The organism is Streptomyces sp. NPDC085900, from assembly GCF_044540925.1.
In the GTDB taxonomy this organism is placed as follows: Bacteria; Actinomycetota; Actinomycetes; order Streptomycetales; family Streptomycetaceae; genus Streptomyces; species Streptomyces gilvifuscus.
On the sequence record NZ_JBITSP010000002.1, the window covers coordinates 201,454 to 218,895 of the forward strand.

16 protein-coding genes are annotated in these 17,442 nt (G+C 72.0%); 7 read left to right on the top strand and 9 right to left on the bottom strand.

Annotation, left to right across the window (positions count from 1 at the left end):
* Nucleotides 1-78: 78 nt before the first annotated feature.
* Both ACIGDI_RS05710 and ACIGDI_RS05715 read left to right on the top strand, forming a co-directional pair.
* A complete protein-coding gene (locus tag ACIGDI_RS05710; protein WP_399890951.1) occupies nt 79-942 on the top strand; it encodes a phosphatidylinositol-specific phospholipase C/glycerophosphodiester phosphodiesterase family protein in 864 nt (287 codons plus the stop codon).
* Between the two features lie 102 nt (nt 943-1,044).
* Nucleotides 1,045-1,239, top strand: coding sequence for a hypothetical protein (locus ACIGDI_RS05715; protein WP_200699280.1), 195 nt, complete (start codon nt 1,045-1,047; stop codon nt 1,237-1,239).
* A gap of 15 nt (nt 1,240-1,254) precedes the next feature.
* On the opposite strand, the gene ACIGDI_RS05720 is transcribed toward ACIGDI_RS05715, so the two are convergent.
* From ACIGDI_RS05720 to ACIGDI_RS05730, 3 genes are all read right to left on the bottom strand, one after another.
* The gene (locus ACIGDI_RS05720) at nt 1,255-2,493 is read right to left on the bottom strand and encodes a phosphodiester glycosidase family protein (protein ID WP_399890956.1); all 1,239 of its coding nucleotides are present in this window, start codon (nt 2,491-2,493) and stop codon (nt 1,255-1,257) included.
* A gap of 75 nt (nt 2,494-2,568) precedes the next feature.
* Nucleotides 2,569-2,928: a DUF779 domain-containing protein gene (locus ACIGDI_RS05725; RefSeq protein ID WP_399890959.1), complete on the bottom strand. Its 360-nt coding sequence runs from the start codon at nt 2,926-2,928 to the stop codon at nt 2,569-2,571.
* Nucleotides 2,929-3,005: 77 nt separating this feature from the next.
* Nucleotides 3,006-3,521, bottom strand: a complete 516-nt coding sequence (locus tag ACIGDI_RS05730) for a GNAT family N-acetyltransferase (protein ID WP_399890962.1) — start codon at nt 3,519-3,521, stop codon at nt 3,006-3,008.
* 181 nt (nt 3,522-3,702) lie between these two features.
* Between ACIGDI_RS05730 and ACIGDI_RS05735 the strand changes: the two genes are divergently transcribed.
* The 4 genes from ACIGDI_RS05735 (at nt 3,703) to ACIGDI_RS05750 (ending at nt 10,333) form a co-directional block, all read left to right on the top strand.
* Nucleotides 3,703-5,778, top strand: a complete 2,076-nt coding sequence (locus tag ACIGDI_RS05735; RefSeq protein ID WP_399892938.1) for a molybdopterin cofactor-binding domain-containing protein — start codon at nt 3,703-3,705, stop codon at nt 5,776-5,778.
* Nucleotides 5,779-5,798: 20 nt separating this feature from the next.
* Nucleotides 5,799-6,260, top strand: coding sequence for a (2Fe-2S)-binding protein (locus ACIGDI_RS05740; protein ID WP_399890965.1), 462 nt, complete (start codon nt 5,799-5,801; stop codon nt 6,258-6,260).
* 79 nt (nt 6,261-6,339) lie between these two features.
* Entirely contained in the window at nt 6,340-9,714 is a 3,375-nt protein-coding gene (locus ACIGDI_RS05745; RefSeq protein ID WP_399892941.1) for a pyruvate carboxylase, read from the top strand.
* Nucleotides 9,715-9,844: 130 nt separating this feature from the next.
* Nucleotides 9,845-10,333, top strand: a complete 489-nt coding sequence (locus tag ACIGDI_RS05750; protein ID WP_399890968.1) for a DUF1360 domain-containing protein — start codon at nt 9,845-9,847, stop codon at nt 10,331-10,333.
* Nucleotides 10,334-10,401: 68 nt separating this feature from the next.
* On the opposite strand, the gene ACIGDI_RS05755 is transcribed toward ACIGDI_RS05750, so the two are convergent.
* Nucleotides 10,402-11,520 carry an FAD-dependent oxidoreductase gene (locus ACIGDI_RS05755; protein ID WP_399890971.1) on the bottom strand — a complete coding sequence of 373 codons (1,119 nt, stop codon included), beginning with the start codon at nt 11,518-11,520 and terminating at the stop codon, nt 10,402-10,404.
* A 57-nt stretch (nt 11,521-11,577) separates the two neighbouring features.
* On the opposite strand from ACIGDI_RS05755, the gene ACIGDI_RS05760 reads away from it, so the two are divergent.
* Nucleotides 11,578-12,270, top strand: a complete 693-nt coding sequence (locus tag ACIGDI_RS05760) for a TetR/AcrR family transcriptional regulator (RefSeq protein ID WP_399890974.1) — start codon at nt 11,578-11,580, stop codon at nt 12,268-12,270.
* Nucleotides 12,271-12,374: 104 nt separating this feature from the next.
* On the opposite strand, the gene ACIGDI_RS05765 is transcribed toward ACIGDI_RS05760, so the two are convergent.
* The 5 genes from ACIGDI_RS05765 to ACIGDI_RS05785 all read right to left on the bottom strand — a co-directional run bounded on the left by ACIGDI_RS05765 (nt 12,375) and on the right by ACIGDI_RS05785 (nt 17,271).
* The gene (locus ACIGDI_RS05765; RefSeq protein WP_399890976.1) at nt 12,375-13,898 is read right to left on the bottom strand and encodes an aldehyde dehydrogenase family protein; all 1,524 of its coding nucleotides are present in this window, start codon (nt 13,896-13,898) and stop codon (nt 12,375-12,377) included.
* Nucleotides 13,899-14,018: 120 nt separating this feature from the next.
* Nucleotides 14,019-15,284 carry a GAF domain-containing protein gene (locus ACIGDI_RS05770; protein ID WP_399890979.1) on the bottom strand — a complete coding sequence of 422 codons (1,266 nt, stop codon included), beginning with the start codon at nt 15,282-15,284 and terminating at the stop codon, nt 14,019-14,021.
* A 178-nt stretch (nt 15,285-15,462) separates the two neighbouring features.
* Nucleotides 15,463-16,062, bottom strand: coding sequence for an N-acetylmuramoyl-L-alanine amidase (locus ACIGDI_RS05775; protein WP_399890982.1), 600 nt, complete (start codon nt 16,060-16,062; stop codon nt 15,463-15,465).
* A gap of 40 nt (nt 16,063-16,102) precedes the next feature.
* On the bottom strand, nt 16,103-17,116 hold the full coding sequence (locus ACIGDI_RS05780; protein ID WP_399890985.1) for an acetamidase/formamidase family protein: 1,014 nt from the start codon (nt 17,114-17,116) through the stop codon (nt 16,103-16,105).
* Complete coding sequence (locus ACIGDI_RS05785) at nt 17,113-17,271, bottom strand: hypothetical protein (RefSeq protein WP_399890988.1); 159 nt, start codon at nt 17,269-17,271, stop codon at nt 17,113-17,115. Before ACIGDI_RS05785 ends, ACIGDI_RS05780 begins: the two co-directional genes overlap by 4 nt.
* Nucleotides 17,272-17,442 lie beyond the last annotated feature (171 nt).

Genomic DNA, 17,442 nt, shown 5'->3' on the forward strand with positions numbered 1-17,442 from the left:
TGGCACGTACAGATACTTTGGGGCCTCGACGGCCCCATACTCCCTGTGGTTCCGACCCGCCCCACAGGGAGGCAGAACATGGCCCTCGTCACCCGCCGCAGAGCCCTCACCGCCTTGGGTGCCACACTCGCAGCCGTCCTCGCCCCGCCCGCGGGCAGCGCGTTCGCCGCCGAACGCGGGCACCGCAAGGCCCCGTTGTGGCGCGCCCACGCCCACAACGACTACGAGCACCCCCGCCCCCTCTTCGACGCCCTGGACCACCGCTTCGGCAGCGTCGAGGCCGACATCTTCCTCGTCGGCGACCAGCTCCTGATCGGCCACACCGAGAGCGACCTCGACCCGACCCGCACCCTGGAATCGCTCTACCTCGACCCGCTGGCCGCCCTCGTCAAGGCCAACCACGGCTCCGTGTACCGCGGTTACCGCAAGCCGCTGCAACTGCTGATCGACATCAAGACCGAGGGTTCCTCCACCTACCTCGAACTCGACCGCCACCTCCGCCGCTACAGGCACCTGTTCACGACCTACGCCCACGGCCGGATGTACCCCGGCGCGGTCACCAACGTCATCTCCGGAGACCGCGCGGCCCGCACGCCCATGGAGGCGCAGAGCGTCCGCCGCGCCTTCTACGACGGCCGGCTCACCGACCTCGGCACCTCCGCGCCCGCCTCCTTCATCCCGCTGATCAGCGACAACTGGCAGCTCAACTTCACCTGGCTCGGCGAGGGCGCCTTCCCCGACGCCGAGCGGCAGAAGCTGCGCGCCCTTCTCGCCCAGGCGCACGGGGCCGGGCAGAAGGTCCGCTTCTGGAACACCCCGGACCTGGCCGGACCCGCCCGGGACGCGCTGTGGACCGAACTGCTGGACGCGGGCGTCGACTACTTCAACACCGACGACCTCGCCGGCCTCGAAGCCTTCCTCGACGCCCACAGGACGGCGTAGAACCACACGTTCGGCGGACAGGTCAGCCGTGCCGACCGGCCCTCCGCTACGCCACACTTGCGGCCGAACGCCGCGAAACGGGCGTGGCGGAGGAGGTTGACGATGGCGATTTCCATCTCTGTGGTGCTGCTGCTCCTGATCCTGGCGGTGATCTTCCTGCGCAACGGCGGCCTGAAGGTCTCCCATGCCCTGGTCTGCCTGCTGCTGGGGTTCTTCCTCGCCGGCACGAGCATGGCGCCCACCATCCACAGCGGCATCACGGCGACCGCCGACATCGTCGGCAGCCTGCGCCCCTGAGTCCGGCGGCCGCGGTCAGGGCGTCGTGAACACGCCGATGCCGTTCGGCACCGGGCGTTCGGCGTCGCCGGAGGGATGGTTGCGCACGGTCACGGCGCTCGCGCCCGGAGCGCGCGCGACCAGGGTGGTGGAGCCGCCGCCGTCCAGGCTGAACGCGTCTGCGGCCCCCAACTCCCGCATTTCTGAAGCCACTTCGGCGATCGTCAGACCCTTGCGGTAGTCGGTGGCGCCGTCCAGCGCGAACAGCAGCAGCCGTCTGCCGCCGCCCGCGATGCCGACGGCCGTGCGTACGGCCGAGGTGGTGCCGTCCAGTCCGGGCAGCGGCTGACCGCGCCTGAGGACCGGATAGCCGCCGAGAGCGAAGCGGTAGGGGACCTTGGAGTGGGCCGCGACCAGGCGGTGCGTCACCTTCACCGGCTCGCCCACGGTGAACTTCCGCAGCTGCCGGGCGCCCTCCTCCCGGCCGACGAGTACCGTGGTGCCCGCGGCCACGGTGCCCCGGCCCGGGGTGTCGGCCACCGCCACGACCCGGCCGTGCCGGACGGTGACCTCGTAGGTGTCCGTGCTGCACGCGGCGCCCCGGTCGGTGTCCGTGCCGCAGGTCGCGCGGATCCGGGAGACCGCGCCCCAGTCCGAGGTGAACGCGCCGATCGAGTTCTCGGGCAGCGCGAACTGGTTGAGGCCGCCCAGCGGCAGGTGTCCGGCCGGAGTGCGGATGGTGCCTTCGAGGGCCAGGCCGTCCAGCCGGGCCCTGCGGTCGACGCCCACACCGAACACGTCCTGGGTGCTGGTGCCGGGCGGCAGCGCCGGGCCGAAGCGCTGCCCGTCGGGCACCGCCGCCTTCAGGACGTGCTCGGCGGCGATCGCCGGCCCGTCGGTGGCACCGGTGGCCTCGACGCCCGGGTGCTGGGTCTCCGAGATGTTGAAGAAGTCGCCGTTGACGCCCGCGACGGCGCCCTGCGCGTCGGCCAGCCGGGAGACCGGGGCCCGGGCGGCGACCGCCCCCGGATACAGCAGGCCGAGTCGTACGTGCGGATCGCGCAGGTCGACCGTGAGCAGGTGAGCGTGGGCCGGCCCCTTGCTTCCCTGGATGTCGAACTGCCGGTAGGTGACACCGCGCGCGATCGCGGCGGCCGTGGGTACGGCACCGGCCGGTGCCGCCCCCACCAGGGCGGCACCGGCCAGCGTGCCCAGTACCGTGACGAACGAGAGTGCGGATCTGTGTGCCGTGGAACGCTTCTGACGACGCGTCACTCTGCCCCCTGAGGTCTCGTCAACTCTCCAAACTCTCAGGGGAAGTGCAGCAGACCGCGGTGGTCCGCGCAGCGACTACGCGTCGACTACGCGAGAACGGGTGAGAAAACGCACCCCCTCGGGTGCCTCCAGCGAGAAACCGCTGCCGCGACCGGTCACGACGTCCACGATCAGCCGCGTGTGGCTCCAGGCCTCGTACTGGCTGCGCGACATCCAGAACGTCACCGGCTCCGGGACCCCCTCCACCTCCAGCTCCGCCAGCAGCACGTCGGAGTCACCGGTGCGGAACTCGCCCTCCGGGTAGCACATGGGCGCGCTGCCGTCGCAGCAGCCGCCGGACTGATGGAACATCAGCGGGCCGTGCGTGGCACGCAGGGCTCGCAGCAGGTCGGCAGCGATCGGGGTGAGTTCGACGCGCGGGATCTCCTCGTCCATGCCGTTCAGGGCACCACGGACAAGGTTGCGAGAGGGTTGCGCGACCGCGGTGGCTGAGGGTTGCGCGACCGCGGTGGCTAGGGAGCGGCCCAACACCCCAGGGACACCGACTGGTCAGGCGCCCAGCGCTGTTCCACCACGGCCAGCAGCTCCCAGCCGAGCCGCTCGTACAGGGCCGTCGCCGCCGTGTTGGAGACGACGACGTCGAGCACCGGATGCAGCCCGCGCGCCCGGGCCTCTGCGACGGCCCGGGCCATCAGGGCGCCGCCGAGTCCGTGTCCGTGCGCGGTGGGCGACACGAACAGGCGGCCCACGACGGCGGTGTCCTCCACGCCGACCCCGGCGCGGGCGCTCCACAGGCCGGGAGCCACGTCCCCGCCGTCGGGCCGCGACAGCTCCACGTGCCCGACGACACGGCCGTCGAGTTCGGCCACCCAGGCGGCCTCCATCGAGCTCGGGGTGAGCCAGCGCGCGGGATCCGCGGGCCAGTTGACCGGATAGCCGCTGTGCCGGTGCACCGCGCCGAGGGCCGCCACACAGGCATCGAGATCGTGGTCGGTGCGCTGCCGGACAAGGGATTCGACGGTCTTCATGATCGGCCAGTATTCCGTGGGTCAGGAGTCGCCGCCGAGTCGCCGGTGGCGCAGAGGGAACCCACAGGGCGGCCAACCCCTCCTATCGGTTGACGTAGTGGCCGACACGATCGAGGTGTGTCTGTTGGACGGCATCGAGGCCTCCGCCGCCGGACCGCGCACGGTTTCCCGCCGCCGGTTCATGGTGTACTCCCTGTCCACGGCCACCCTCACCGTGGCCGCCCCGCTAGGCTGCGACACGTCCACGGCCCAGGGGTCCGAGCCCGCCCGCCCGCCGGCCGACACGGTGGTGACGGGCACCGACGAGGAGATGCTGGTCCTGGAAGTCACCCGGGAGAACAAGGTGGTCGTACGGCTGCCCCGGGTCGAGGTCGGCCAGGGCATCACGACCGCCGTCGCCATGATGATCGCCGAGGAGCTGGACGCCCGCCTCGCCGACGTCCACATCCCCCTTGCCGACGCCCGGACCAAGGGCAACCAGAACACGGGCGGCTCGGACTCCGTCCGCTCGCTGTACGACCCGGCCCGCCGGCTGGCGGCCACGGCACGCGCGCGCCTGGTGACCGCGGCCGCCCGGCGTTGGCGCGTCCCCGCCTGGAGCCTGCGCACCAAGGACACCCAGGTCATCGCCCCGGACGGCCGCACCGCCACCTTCGGCTCGCTCAGTGCGAGCGCCGCCCGCGTGCGCCGCACCTCCGTGTCCGACCGGCCCAAGCCGGCCTCCCGGCACCGGCTGATCGGCAGGCCCACCAACCGCGTCGACGGCCGCGACATCGTCACCGGCAGGGCCACCTACGCCGGCGACCTGCACGTGGCCGGGGCGAAGCCGACGGTCGTGGCCAGACCGCCGACGCTCGGGGGCAGGCCGGTCTCGGTCGACGACCGGGCCGCCCGCGCCATGCCGGGCGTCCACTCGGTCGCACGGGTTCCCGGCGGGATCGCCGTCGTGGCCGAGACCTTCCACCACGCCTTCCAGGCCCGCGACGCCCTGAAGATCAAGTGGGCGCCCGGTCCGCTGGGCTCCCTGTCCGACGCGGGCATCCGCTCCAAGCTCAAGGCCGCCGTCCCCGCGCTCGGTTCGCCGCCGCGCGGGTCGAAGCAGGTCGAGGGCGAGTTCGAGTTCGCCTTCGTCAGCCACGCCCCGATGGAGGTGCTCACCGCGATCGCGGACGTGCGCGCGCACCGGGCCGAGATGTGGTTCTCCGCCCAGGGCCCCATGGGGGCCCGCGACGACATCGCCTCCGCGGTCGGCCTGCCGGCCTCCGCGGTCACGGTCCACGTCATGCGCGGCGGCGGCTCCTTCGGACGGCGGCTGACCCATGAGGCCGCCGTCGAGGCCGCCCTGATCTCCAAGGCGGCCGGCCGGCCGGTCAAGCTCATGTGGAGCCGCAACGACGACACCCGCCACGGCCGGATGCGCCCGGCCACCCATCACCGCGTCCGCGCCAGCCACAAGGACGGCCGGGTCATCGCCTTCGCCCACGCCATGGCCTCGGTGAACGAGTCGTACGGGCGGAAGGGCGGCGCCGAGCAGGCGCTCTTCGTCCGGCCGGCGGCCCGCCCCGCCCCCAGCGACTCCGGGCTGTACAACTTCGGCCGCCTGTCCGGGGATTCGGGCGGCGTCGAACTCGCGATGCCGGTCGGCGCCTGGCGCTCGGTGGACTCCGGGACGATGCGCACCGCGGAGGAGATCCTCGTCGACGAGATCGCCGACAGCCTGGGCGTCGACCCGGTCGCGTTCCGCCGTACGACCCTGCGGAGCAAGGCCGTCAGGGCCGTACTCGACAAGGTCGCCCAAGCGGGGAGCTGGAACGCGCCGCTGCCCGCCGGACACGGACAGGGCGTCGCCGTCCACGAGGAGTACGGGTCCTGCGTGGCCTGCCTCGCCGAGATCGACGCCACCGACCCGAGGAAACCACGGGTCGTCAAGGTGGTGATGGCCGCCGACGTCGGCACCGCAGTCAACCCGCGCGGCCTCCAGGCCCAGCTCATGGGAACCGCCGTCGACGGGATCTCCACGGTGCTCAGCGCCGGGCTGCACATCGACCGGGGCGCCGTGCGCGAGGGCAGCTTCGCCGACTTCCACTGGGCCCGCCAACGGCACGCCCCGCTGCACTTCGAGGCACACATCATGCCGTCCACGGCCGAGCCCGGCGGCGCGGGCGAACTCGGCGTACCCGCCGCCTCCGGAGCCGTCGCCAACGCCTACGCCCGGGCGACCGGCACCAGACCCCGCCGCTTCCCGCTGAACTTCTGAACCCCTTCGAGAAGGTGCCGATGCCGTCCTACTCCTTCGTCCTCAACGGCGAGAAGGTCACCGTCGAGGCCCCGCCCGACATGCCGCTGCTGTGGGTGCTGCGCGACCTGCTGCACGTCACCGGCCCCAAGTACGGCTGCGGCGTCGGCGTCTGCCGGGCCTGCACCAGCCACCTCGACGGCGAGGAGATCCAGCCCTGCGTCGTCAAGGTCAAGGACTGCGCGGACCGGAAGGTCACCACCATCGAGGGCCTGGCCGACGGCGACACCCTGCACCCCGTGCAGCAGGCCTGGCTCGACTGCGACGTCTCCCAGTGCGGCTTCTGCCAGCCCGGGCAGATCATGGCCGTCGTCGCCCTGCTGAAGAAGACACCCCACCCCACCGACGACGACATCGACGGCATCGAGAACGTCTGCCGCTGCGGCACCTACGCCCGCATCCGCGAGGCGATCAACAAGGCGGCCACGAAAATCACCCCCTGAGTGGCCCGGGTCACATGGCCACGGGCGCATGGCACCGACACCATGGGGGACGTTCGTCGGCAGGCTGAAGGGAGCGGTGATGTTCCGCAAGGTGCTGGTCGCCAACCGTGGTGAGATCGCGATCAGGGCGTTCCGCGCCGGCTATGAGCTGGGCGCGCGGACGGTCGCCGTCTTCCCGCACGAGGACCGCAACTCGTTGCACCGGCTCAAGGCCGACGAGGCCTACGAGATCGGCCAGCCCGGCCACCCCGTGCGGGCCTACCTGTCGGTCGAGGAGATCGTCCGCGCCGCGCGCAGGGCCGGCGCGGACGCCGTCTACCCGGGCTACGGCTTCCTGTCGGAGAACCCCGAGCTGGCCAAAGCCTGCGAGGAGGCGGGCATCACCTTCGTCGGGCCGAACGCGCAGACGCTGGAGCTCACCGGCAACAAGGCCCGAGCCGTGGCCGCCGCCCGCGCGGCCGGCGTGCCCGTGCTCGGCTCCTCCGAGCCCTCCAACGACGTCGACGAACTCGTCCGCGCCGCCGAGGAGATCGGCTTCCCGGTCTTCGTGAAGGCGGTCGCGGGCGGCGGCGGGCGCGGCATGCGCCGCGTCGAGGACCCGGCCCAGCTCCGCGAGTCCATCGAGGCCGCGTCCCGCGAGGCCGCCTCGGCGTTCGGCGACCCGACCGTCTTCCTGGAGAAGGCCGTCGTCGACCCCCGCCACATCGAGGTGCAGATCCTCGCCGACGGCGAGGGCAACGTCATCCACCTCTTCGAACGCGACTGCTCCCTCCAGCGCCGCCACCAGAAGGTCATCGAGATGGCGCCCGCGCCCAACCTCGACCCGGAGCTGCGCGACCGGATCTGTGCCGACGCGGTCCGCTTCGCACGCGAGATCGGCTACCGCAACGCCGGCACCGTCGAGTTCCTCCTCGACCGCGACGGCAACCACGTCTTCATCGAGATGAACCCGCGCATCCAGGTCGAGCACACGGTCACCGAGGAGGTCACCGACGTCGACCTCGTCCAGGCCCAGCTGCGCATCGCCTCCGGCCAGACCCTCGCCGACCTCGGCCTCTCCCAGGACACGGTCAAGCTGCACGGCGCGGCCCTGCAGTGCCGTATCACCACCGAGGACCCCGCCAACGGCTTCCGCCCGGACATCGGCCGCATCAGCGCCTACCGCTCGCCCGGCGGCTCCGGAATCCGCCTCGACGGCGGAACCACCCACGCCGGTACGGAGATCAGCGCGCACTTCGACTCGATGCTGGTCAAACTCACCTGCCGGGGGCGGGACTTCAAGGCCGCCATCGGCCGGGCCCGGCGCGCGGTCGCCGAGTTCCGCATCCGCGGTGTGGCCACCAACATCCCCTTCCTGCAAGCCGTGTTGGACGACCCGGACTTCCAGGCCGGGCGGGTGACGACGTCGTTCATCGAGGAGCGCCCGCACCTGCTGACCGCGCGCTCCTCGGCCGACCGCGGCACCAAGCTGCTCACCTACCTCGCCGACATCACGGTCAACAAGCCGCACGGCGAGCGGCCCGAGCTGATCGACCCCGTCACCAAGCTGCCCGCTCTGCCGGCCGGTGAGCCCCCGGCCGGCTCCCGCCAGAAGCTCGTCGCACTCGGCCCCGAGGGCTTCGCCCGCGCCCTGCGCGAGTCGCCGACGATCGGCATCACCGACACCACCTTCCGCGACGCCCACCAGTCGCTGCTCGCCACCCGCGTGCGCACGAAGGACCTGCTGGCCGTGGCACCGGTGGTCGCCCGCACACTGCCCGAGCTGCTCTCCCTGGAGTGCTGGGGCGGAGCGACGTACGACGTCGCCCTGCGCTTCCTCGCCGAGGACCCCTGGGAACGGCTGGCCGCCCTGCGCGAGGCCGTCCCCAACCTCTGCCTGCAGATGCTGCTGCGCGGCCGCAACACCGTCGGCTACACCCCGTACCCGACGGAGGTCACCGACGCCTTCGTGCACGAGGCCGCCGCCACCGGCATCGACATCTTCCGCATCTTCGACGCCCTCAACGACGTCGGCCAGATGCGCCCCGCCATCGACGCCGTACGCGACACGGGCACCGCGGTCGCCGAGGTCGCCCTCTGCTACACCTCCGACCTGTCCGACCCGAACGAGCGCCTGTACACGCTGGACTACTACCTGCGGCTGGCCGAGCAGATCGTCGCGGCCGGCGCGCACATCCTCGCGATCAAGGACATGGCCGGTCTGCTGCGCGCCCCCGCCGCCGCGAAGCTCGTCTCCGCGCTGCGCCGCGAGTTCGACCTGCCGGTCCACCTGCACACCCACGACACGGCGGGCGGCCAGCTCGCCACCTACCTCGCCGCGATCCAGGCGGGCGCCGACGCGGTGGACGGCGCGGTCGCCTCGATGGCCGGTACGACCTCCCAGCCGTCCCTGTCCGCGATCGTCGCCGCCACCGACCACTCCGAGCGGCCCACCGGCCTCGACCTCCAGGCCGTCGGCGACCTGGAGCCGTACTGGGAGAGCGTCCGCAAGATCTACGCCCCCTTCGAGGCGGGCCTCGCCTCCCCGACCGGGCGCGTCTACCACCACGAGATCCCCGGCGGCCAGCTCTCCAACCTGCGCACCCAGGCCGTCGCGCTCGGCCTCGGCGACCGCTTCGAGGAGATCGAGTCGATGTACGCGGCCGCCGACCGCATGCTCGGCCGGCTGGTCAAGGTCACCCCGTCGTCCAAGGTGGTCGGTGACCTCGCCCTGCACCTCGTCGGCGCCGACGTCACCCCGGAGGACTTCGAGGCGACGCCGAACAGGTTCGACATCCCCGACTCGGTGATCGGCTTCCTGCGCGGCGAGCTGGGCACCCCGCCCGGCGGCTGGCCGGAGCCCTTCCGCAGCAAGGCGCTCGAGGGCCGCGCCGAGGCCAAGCCGGTGCAGGAGCTGACACCGGAGGACCGCGAGGGCCTGGCCAAGGAGCCCCGCGCCACCCTCAACCGGCTGCTGTTCCCCGGCCCGACGCGCGAGTTCGACACCCACCGCCAGGCCTACGGCGACACCAGCGTCCTGGACAGCAAGGACTTCTTCTACGGTCTGCGCCCGGGCAAGGAGTACGCCGTCGACCTCGAACCCGGCGTCCGGCTGCTCATCGAGCTGGAGGCCGTCGGCGAGGCCGACGAGCGCGGCATGCGCACCGTGATGTCCACCCTGAACGGCCAGCTTCGGCCGATCCAGGTGCGCGACAAGGCCGCCGCCTCGGACGTCCCGGTCACCGAGAAGGCCGACCGGTCCAACCCCGGCCATGTGGCGGCCCCGTTCGCCGGTGTGGTCACCCTCGCGGTCGCCGAGGGCGACGAGGTGGACGCGGGGGCGACCGTGGCCACGATCGAGGCGATGAAGATGGAGGCCGCGATCACCGCGTCCCGCGCGGGACGGGTGAACCGGCTGGCGATCAACCGGATCCAGCAGGTGGAGGGCGGCGACCTGCTGGTCGAGATCGGCTGAACCTGCGGTGGGTGGCGCGCGGGGGAGGGGCGACGGTGAGCCCGTGTCCCGAGCCCGCGTGTGACCTGCACCGCGGTGGGAACCCGGGGCGCGCCCGACGCAGGGAGCACGGGCGGTCCAGGGAGGTTCCATGACAGGGCAGGCCTCGCAGTACGACGACGGAGGCACCCCTCTCGCGGGTTACGCCACCCTCGCCGCCGCCTTCACGGCCGGCGTCACCGGCTTCGCCGCCTTCGTACGGCGGCGCGGGATCCGGCCGCCCCGCGAGGTTCCGCCCTGGGACGTCGCTCTCCTGGGCGCGGCGACCTACAAGGCGTCCAGGCTGCTGACCAAGGACGAGATCACCAGCTTCGTCCGGGCACCGTTCGCCCGCCGCAGCGGCGAGGGCGAGGGCCCCGAGGTCATGGACGAACCGCGCGGGCACGGCGTGCACCGCGCCGTCGGCGACCTGGTGACCTGCCCGTTCTGCGCCTCCGTCTGGGCAGCCGGCGTGCTGGTGTGCGGATACACCGTCGTCCCCCGCGCCACCCGGCTGATCTGCGCGGGACTCGGGGCCGTCACGATGGCGGACTGGCTGCAGTACGCCTGGACCTGGACTCAGCGGACGGCCGAGGACTGAGGAGGGTTCTACCCGTCGCTGTCGCCGCTCTCTCCCACGAAGACCCGCACGTCCCACGCGCGGGGTGGTCAGGATGGCTGGACCTCTTCGAAGAGGGCGAGGGCTTCGGCGGGGTCCGCGCTCACCAGGCGTTCCAGGCCGGCCGTCGTGATCCTCGCCCACCGCTCGGCCCGGGCCCACATCCGTTCCTCGAAGGCGCGGACGGTCTCGTCCAGGTCCTGGGAGCCCGTGGCGATGGCCTCGGCGAGTTCGGCGCCCTCCAGCATGGCGAGGTTCGCACCCGCCCCCAGCGGGGGCATGAGATGCGCGGCATCGCCCAGGAGCGTCACCCCCGAGGTGTGGGCCCAGGTGTGGGAGACGGGCAGGACGTACAAGGGGCGGTGGGCGAAAGCGGCGCCGCGGCGCAGGAGTTCGAGAACGGGGGCGGCCCAGCCGTCGAACAGCGCCAGCAGGCTCGCTCGCACCGCCTCGGCGTCGGCCAGGTCCAGGTCCCCGTGCCAGTCCAGCGGCGCGCGGAACTGGGCGTACACCTTCACGTGGCCGCCGCTGTTGCGCTGGGCGACGAGCTTTCGGTTCATGCCGTACACGGCCACGGAGCCGTCGCCGATCAGCCGGGCGAGGTCGGGGTGGCGGGAGTCGACCTCGTCCAGGGAGGTCTCCACCGACGTGACGCCGGTGTAGTGCGGCGTCACCGGTGACACGGCGGGACGGACCCGGGACCAGGCGCCGTCCGCGCCGACGACGAGGTCGAACGCCTCCTGCCGCCCGTCCGCGAAATGGACCAGCGCGCCGCTCCCGGTCCCCGGCGTCACCTGCGCCACGCCCCGCCCCCACTGGACTTCGAGCGGGCCGAGCAGCAGGTCACGGAGTTGCCCGCGGTCGATCTCGGGATTGGCCCGCTCGTCCGGGCGCGGTCGCCAGTCGCGCAGGACGGTGCCGTCCGTGTCGAGGATGCGCATGGCCTGCCCCTCGGGGCGGGACAGCGCCTGGAACTCCGCCAGCAGTCCCGCCTTGTCCATCGCGAGCTGACCCAGCCCCTCGTGCAGGTCCAGCGTGCCGCCCGGAGGACGGCCGTCGGGGGAGGGGTCGCGCTCGAAGACGGTGGCGGGGTGCCCGTGGCGGTGCAGTACGCGGGCGAAGGTGAGTCCGGCGGGGCCGCTTCCGACCACGGCGATACGATGTCTCATGCCGATACACTGTATTTCTCGCTTACGATGCACCGCAAGCAACAGAACGGTGTGATCATGACTGTCTGGGACCGGCCCGAGCCGCCGGCTCGCCCGGCACCGCTCGATCGGGAGCGGATCGTCGCCGCCGCCATCGCGCTGGCCGACGAGGGCGGGCTGGAGGCGGTGTCGCTGCGCAAGGTCGCCGCCCGGCTCAATGCCGGCCCGATGCGGCTCTACGGCTACATCTCCACCAAGCAAGAGCTGTTCGACCTCATGGTGGACGAGGTCCAGGGCGAGATTCTCCCCGAGGAACCGCCCGATGACTGGCGGGAGGCACTGAGCACGCTCGCCCACCGCACCAGGCAGACCGCACTCCGGCACGAATGGCTGGCCGACCTGCTCGGCGGCCGCCCGACCCTGGGCCCGAACGGCCTCGCCGTGACCGAGGCCACGCTGGCCGCCCTCGACGGTCTCGCCGACATCGACACGGTCATGCGCGCCGTCGAGACCGTCAGCGCCTACTTCACCGGCGCGATCAGGCGCGAGATCGCGAGCGTGCGCGCCGAGCGGGCCACGGGCCTGTCGAAGCGCGAATGGCAGCGCGCCTCCGGTCCTCACGTGACGAAGATGCTTGCCACGGGGCGGTTCCCGGCGCTGAGCAGGGCGGTCCACGACGGCACGGACGTGGACGCCGAAACGTCCTTCGCGACCGGCCTGGAGTGGGTCCTCGACGCCGTCGCGGCGAGGCTGGCGCGGTCGTCGAGCTAGGGCGGGCCGGTCTGGGGGAGCAGAACCGGAAGGCGCCTGACGCTGGCCGGCGATCGGCGATCGGCCATCGGCAATCAGGCAGGTCAGGCGCCTCCCCGGCGTCTCTAGAAGAAGCCCAGCTTCTTCGGGGAGTACGACACCAGAAGGTTCTTGGTCTGCTGGTAGTGCTCCAGCATCATCTTGTGCGTCTCGCGCCCGATGCCCGAACCCTTGTAGCCGCCGAACGCCGCGTGCGCCGGGTAGGCGTGGTAGCAGTTCGTCCAGACGCGGCCCGCCTGGATCGCGCGGCCCGCCCGGTACGCCGTGTTGATGTCACGGGTCCACACACCCGCACCGAGCCCGTACAGCGTGTCGTTGGCGATCTTGATGGCGTCGTCGAAGTCGTCGAACGACGTCACGGAGACGACCGGCCCGAAGATCTCCTCCTGGAAGATCCGCATCCGGTTGTCGCCCTCGAAGATCGTCGGCTGGACGTAGTAGCCGCCCTTCAACTCGCCGTCGTACTCGATGCGTTCGCCACCGGTGAGGATCTTCGCGCCCTCCTGGCGGCCGATGTCCAGGTAGGAGAGGATCTTCTCCAGCTGGTCGTTGGAGGCCTGCGCGCCGATCATCGTGTCCGTGTCCAGCGGGTGGCCCGTCTTGATCTGCTCGGTCCGGGCGACCGCCGCCTCCATGAACTCGGCGTAGTGGCCGCGCTGCACCAGCGCACGGGACGGGCAGGTGCACACCTCGCCCTGGTTGAGCGCGAACATCGTGAAGCCCTCGAGCGCCTTGTCCCGGAAGACGTCGTCGGCCGCCGTGACGTCCTCGAAGAAGATGTTCGGGGACTTGCCGCCGAGTTCGAGGGTGACCGGGGTGATGTTCTCCGACGCGTACTGCATGATCAGCCGGCCGGTCGTGGTCTCCCCGGTGAACGCCACTTTCGCCACCCGCGGGCTGGACGCCAGCGGCTTGCCCGCCTCGACGCCGAAGCCGTTGACGATGTTGATCACACCCGGCGGGATCAGGTCGGCGACCAGGCTCAGCCAGTAGTGGATGGACGCCGGGGTCTGCTCGGCCGGCTTCAGCACGACCGCGTTGCCCGCGGCCAGCGCAGGTGCCAGCTTCCAGGTCGCCATCAGGATCGGGAAGTTCCACGGGATGATCTGCGCGACCACCCCGAGCGGCTCGTGGAAGTGGTACGCCACGGTGTCCTCGTCGACCTCGCCGAGCGAGCCCTCCTGCGCCCGGATCGCGCCCGCGAAGTAACGGAAGTGGTCGATCGCGAGCGGGATGTCGGCGGCCAGCGTCTCCCGGATCGGCTTGCCGTTCTCCCAGCTCTCGGCGACCGCCAGCTTCTCGAGGTTGGCCTCCATACGGTCGGCGATCTTCAGCAGGACGTCGGAGCGCTGGGTCATCGACGTACGGCCCCAGGCCGGAGCCGCCGCGTGCGCCGCGTCGAGCGCCCGTTCCACGTCCTCCGCGGTGCCGCGCGCGATCTCGGTGAACGGCTGCCCGTTCACCGGGGACGAGTTCTCGAAGTACTGCCCCCGGGCCGGCGGCACGTACTCGCCCCCGATGAAGTGGTCGTAGCGCGCCTGGTAGGAGACGATCGCGCCCTCGGTGCCGGGCGCCGCGTAACGGGTCATGCTGGTGCTCCTTCAGAAGCGCTGCCCGCCGTTGGGCAGCTTTCCTGCGGAGGCTAGGGACGGGGACGTTGCAACCACGTTGCCGGGCGGCCAGGCGGGGCGGGGGCGCCTGTCGGCGGGTCAGCGCGGGCGGGCCGTCGGTGCCGCCAGTTCCGTCTCCAGTGCCGTGAGGCGCGACCGTACCGCCGGCGTCGGGCGGACCGCGGCGAGCGCCCGCCACACGTCGAGGTCGTCCTCGCCCCAGGGCGCGTGCGCCCAGTCCGCGAGGAGGTCCGGGTCACGGCGGGCGATCAACGCCGTGCGCAGTCCGTCGGCCAGGCGGTGCCTGAGCCGCACCACCGCCGGGGCGTACGAGCCGGGCAGCAGTGGTCCCGCGTACGCCCTCGCGGCCGCCGTGACCGCCCCTGTCTCCAGCCGCCGCTCGACCACGGCGACGTCGCACTCCACCGGCACCGTCAGCCGGTAGGGTCGCGAGGCCAGCAGCCCCGGGCCCAGCACCCTGCGCAGCCGGGCCAGTTCGGCACGCAACGTCACCGGCGTCACCGACTCGTCCTCGTACAGCGCGCACAGCAGCTCGTCGCCGGTCAGTCCCTCCGGGCGCCGCGCCAGCAGGACGAGGATCTCGCTGTGCCGGCGGCTGAGCCGGATCCGGCGTCCGTCGATGCGCAGCTGGGCCTCGTCGCGGCCCAGCACGGTCAGTTCGGGCGTGTCGGTGCCGGGCCGCTCCGGCACGAGCAGCGCCAGCTGCGACTCGGCGGCCCGCGCCACCGCCTGCACGAAACCCAGGCTGTGCGGATGCGCCAGCCCGTCCCCACCGGTGATGTCCACGGCGCCGAGCACCCGCCCGGTCCGCGGATCGTGCACCGGGGCCGCCGCGCAGGTCCAGGGCTGCACCCGCCGGATGAAGTGCTCGGCCGCGAACACCTGCACCGGCCGGTCCACGGCGACCGCGGTCCCCGGCGCGTTCGTCCCCATCGCGGTCTCCGCCCACCGGGCACCCGGTACGAAGTTCATCCGTCCCGCATGCCGCCTGGTCGTCGGATGCCCCTCGACCCACAGCAGCCTGCCGTGCGCGTCGCACACCGCCAGCAGGTGCTCGCCGTCGGCGGCGAACGTCCCCATCAGCTCCCGGAACAGCGGCATCACCCGCGCCAGCGGATGCTCGGCCCGGTAGGCGCCGAGGTCGTCGTCCATCAGGTCCACATCCGCCAGTCCGTCGGGCCCCACTCCGGCCCGCGCCGAACGCCGCCACGACTCGGCGACCACCGAACGCACCGGGCGGGTCACCGTGCCCGCCTCGGTGAACGTCTCGTGCGCGCGGCGCAGCATCCGTGTGCGTTCGGCGAGGTCGGCCCCCGGCTCCAGGGCCACCCACGGATCGGTCAACTCGGCCTCCCCGGAAAAGCGATGCGGCTGAGGACATCGTCACTCCGGGTACGCGCCCCGACAACCGTTTCGACCACGATCACCCGGACGAGGCGCCGGTTTCCTCGCGTCGAGCCAACCGGACGGGGCACCGGCCACGGCACCACCAGGTACCGGCCCGGGCGCCGACCCCCCTTGCTCAGGCGAAGTTGACCATCCTTATAAACCGCGTCCAGTCCCAGTTGGGCCCGGGATCGGTGTGGTCCGTCCCCGGCACCTCGTAGTGGCCGATGATGTGCGCCCGGTCCTTCGGGATGCCGTACTTGGTGCAGACCGCCGCCGTCAGCTTGGCCGACTGCTCGTACAGGGCGTCGGTGAAGTAGGCGGGCTGGTCCACCCAGCCCTCGTGTTCGATGCCGATGCTGCGCGTGTTGTAGTCCCAGTTCCCGGCGTGCCAGGCGACGTCCTTCTCCCGGACGCACTGCGCCACGTGCCCGTCGGCCGAGCGCACCAGATAGTGCGCGGACACCGCCTTCTTGGAGTTCTGGAAGATGGCGAGGGTGTCCGCGTAGGTCTCCTGGGTGACGTGGATGACCACGTAGTCGAGCGGATAGGACGTGGGCCGGTTGGACGCCGTGTAGTTGGCGGACGTAGCGGGCTGCCATTCCGCGGACGGGTAGTCGACGGCCTGGACCTTGGCATCTGCCCGAGCGTCGGGCAGCAGGACGTACGGAACGGCGGCCAGCGCGGCCCCTTTGAGGAACCGTCTTCTTGAGGTGCCGGGTCTTGCTCGCTCCATCGAGCCGTGCCTTTCGTGTGGGGGGACGAGGTGGGCCTGCTCAGTGCGGCAGCGGGGCGGCGGTCTCCCGAAGCCGGGCGTGCATCCCGCGGTAAGTCTCGCGCTCGGGCAGCCACTGCTTGCGGATCTTCGCCACGCACGTGTAGTTGGTGTCGCACACGTTGGCCAACGGCGATTCCACCGCCTGCGTCGCGAACTGGTACGCGTCCAGCTCACCGAACCCGTAGTCGCGCACCAGCCACTGCACCAGGTCGAGCTGCGAGATCCGGAAGGCGTCCTCGAGCGGACGGGCCGAGCCCGTCGAGATGATGTGCGTGTCCGACTCGATGCGCGGCCAGGGCGTGGCCACTCCCTTGAGCAGCTCGACGATCACCACGGTGTTCATGGCGCACTCGACGGCGACCCCGCAGGTCTCGCCCTCGCCCTGCCGGGCGTGCCCGTCGCCGAGGCTGAGCAGCGCTCCTTCCACGTTGACCCCGAGATAGCAGGTGACGCCGGCCCGCATCTCGGGCGTGTCCATGTTGCCGCCGTGCGCGTCGGGCACCAGCGCGGAGCGGACCTCCAGGTTGGCCGGCGCGACGCCCACCGTGCCGTGCATGGGGTCGAGGGGCAGCTCGGCCTCGATGTCACTGTCGTGCGCCCGGAACAGCACGGTGCGCCGGGTGAGGTCGAGCTGCCAGATCCACACGGTCTCCGGCAGCGGCGGCTGCAGCGTGGCCGTGGCGTGCGTGGAGGTGAGCGCGCCGAACAGGGGGACCGTCGTCGACGCGGCCCAGTCGCGCGCCGGTTCGATCGACACGAAGTGCACGGCGACGGTGTCGCCCGGCTCCGCGCCCTCGACGTGGAACGGGCCGGTCTGCGGATTGAGGAACGGGAACTCGCACACCTCGGACACCAGGTCCTTCTCGGACCGCACCCGCCCGGCGAAGCAGTCCTCCGTGTACAGGTCGAGAACCGTGCCCGGCGCGATGCGTGCCACGGGCGGTGCACCGCCGAACGTCCAGGCGTACTCGCCCGGTTCGGGCCGGACGGTCAGGATCCGGGGGTCGCTCATCGGTGTGTCGCTCCGTTCTGCGCGGGATCGGTGGGGGCGGGTTCGGCGAGGTGGGCGCGGGAGGTGTCGGCTATTCGCCCGGGATGACGCCGCATCAGCACCTCGCGCAGCCCGATCGCGTCGCGCCGGAGCCTTGCCCCTGCTTCCCCCGACATGCGAATCCCCCTCAATCCACGGCGAGTTGTCCGAGCCCCTTGAGGCCGACGGCTGCGCCTTGCGTGACTCACGGTACGGCGATCGCCGGACGGGCAGAAGGGCACGGCGTGCTTCGGTGGACGACGGCGCGGATGTGGATAACTCCGCCACTCGGACGGGTGAAGGGGGCG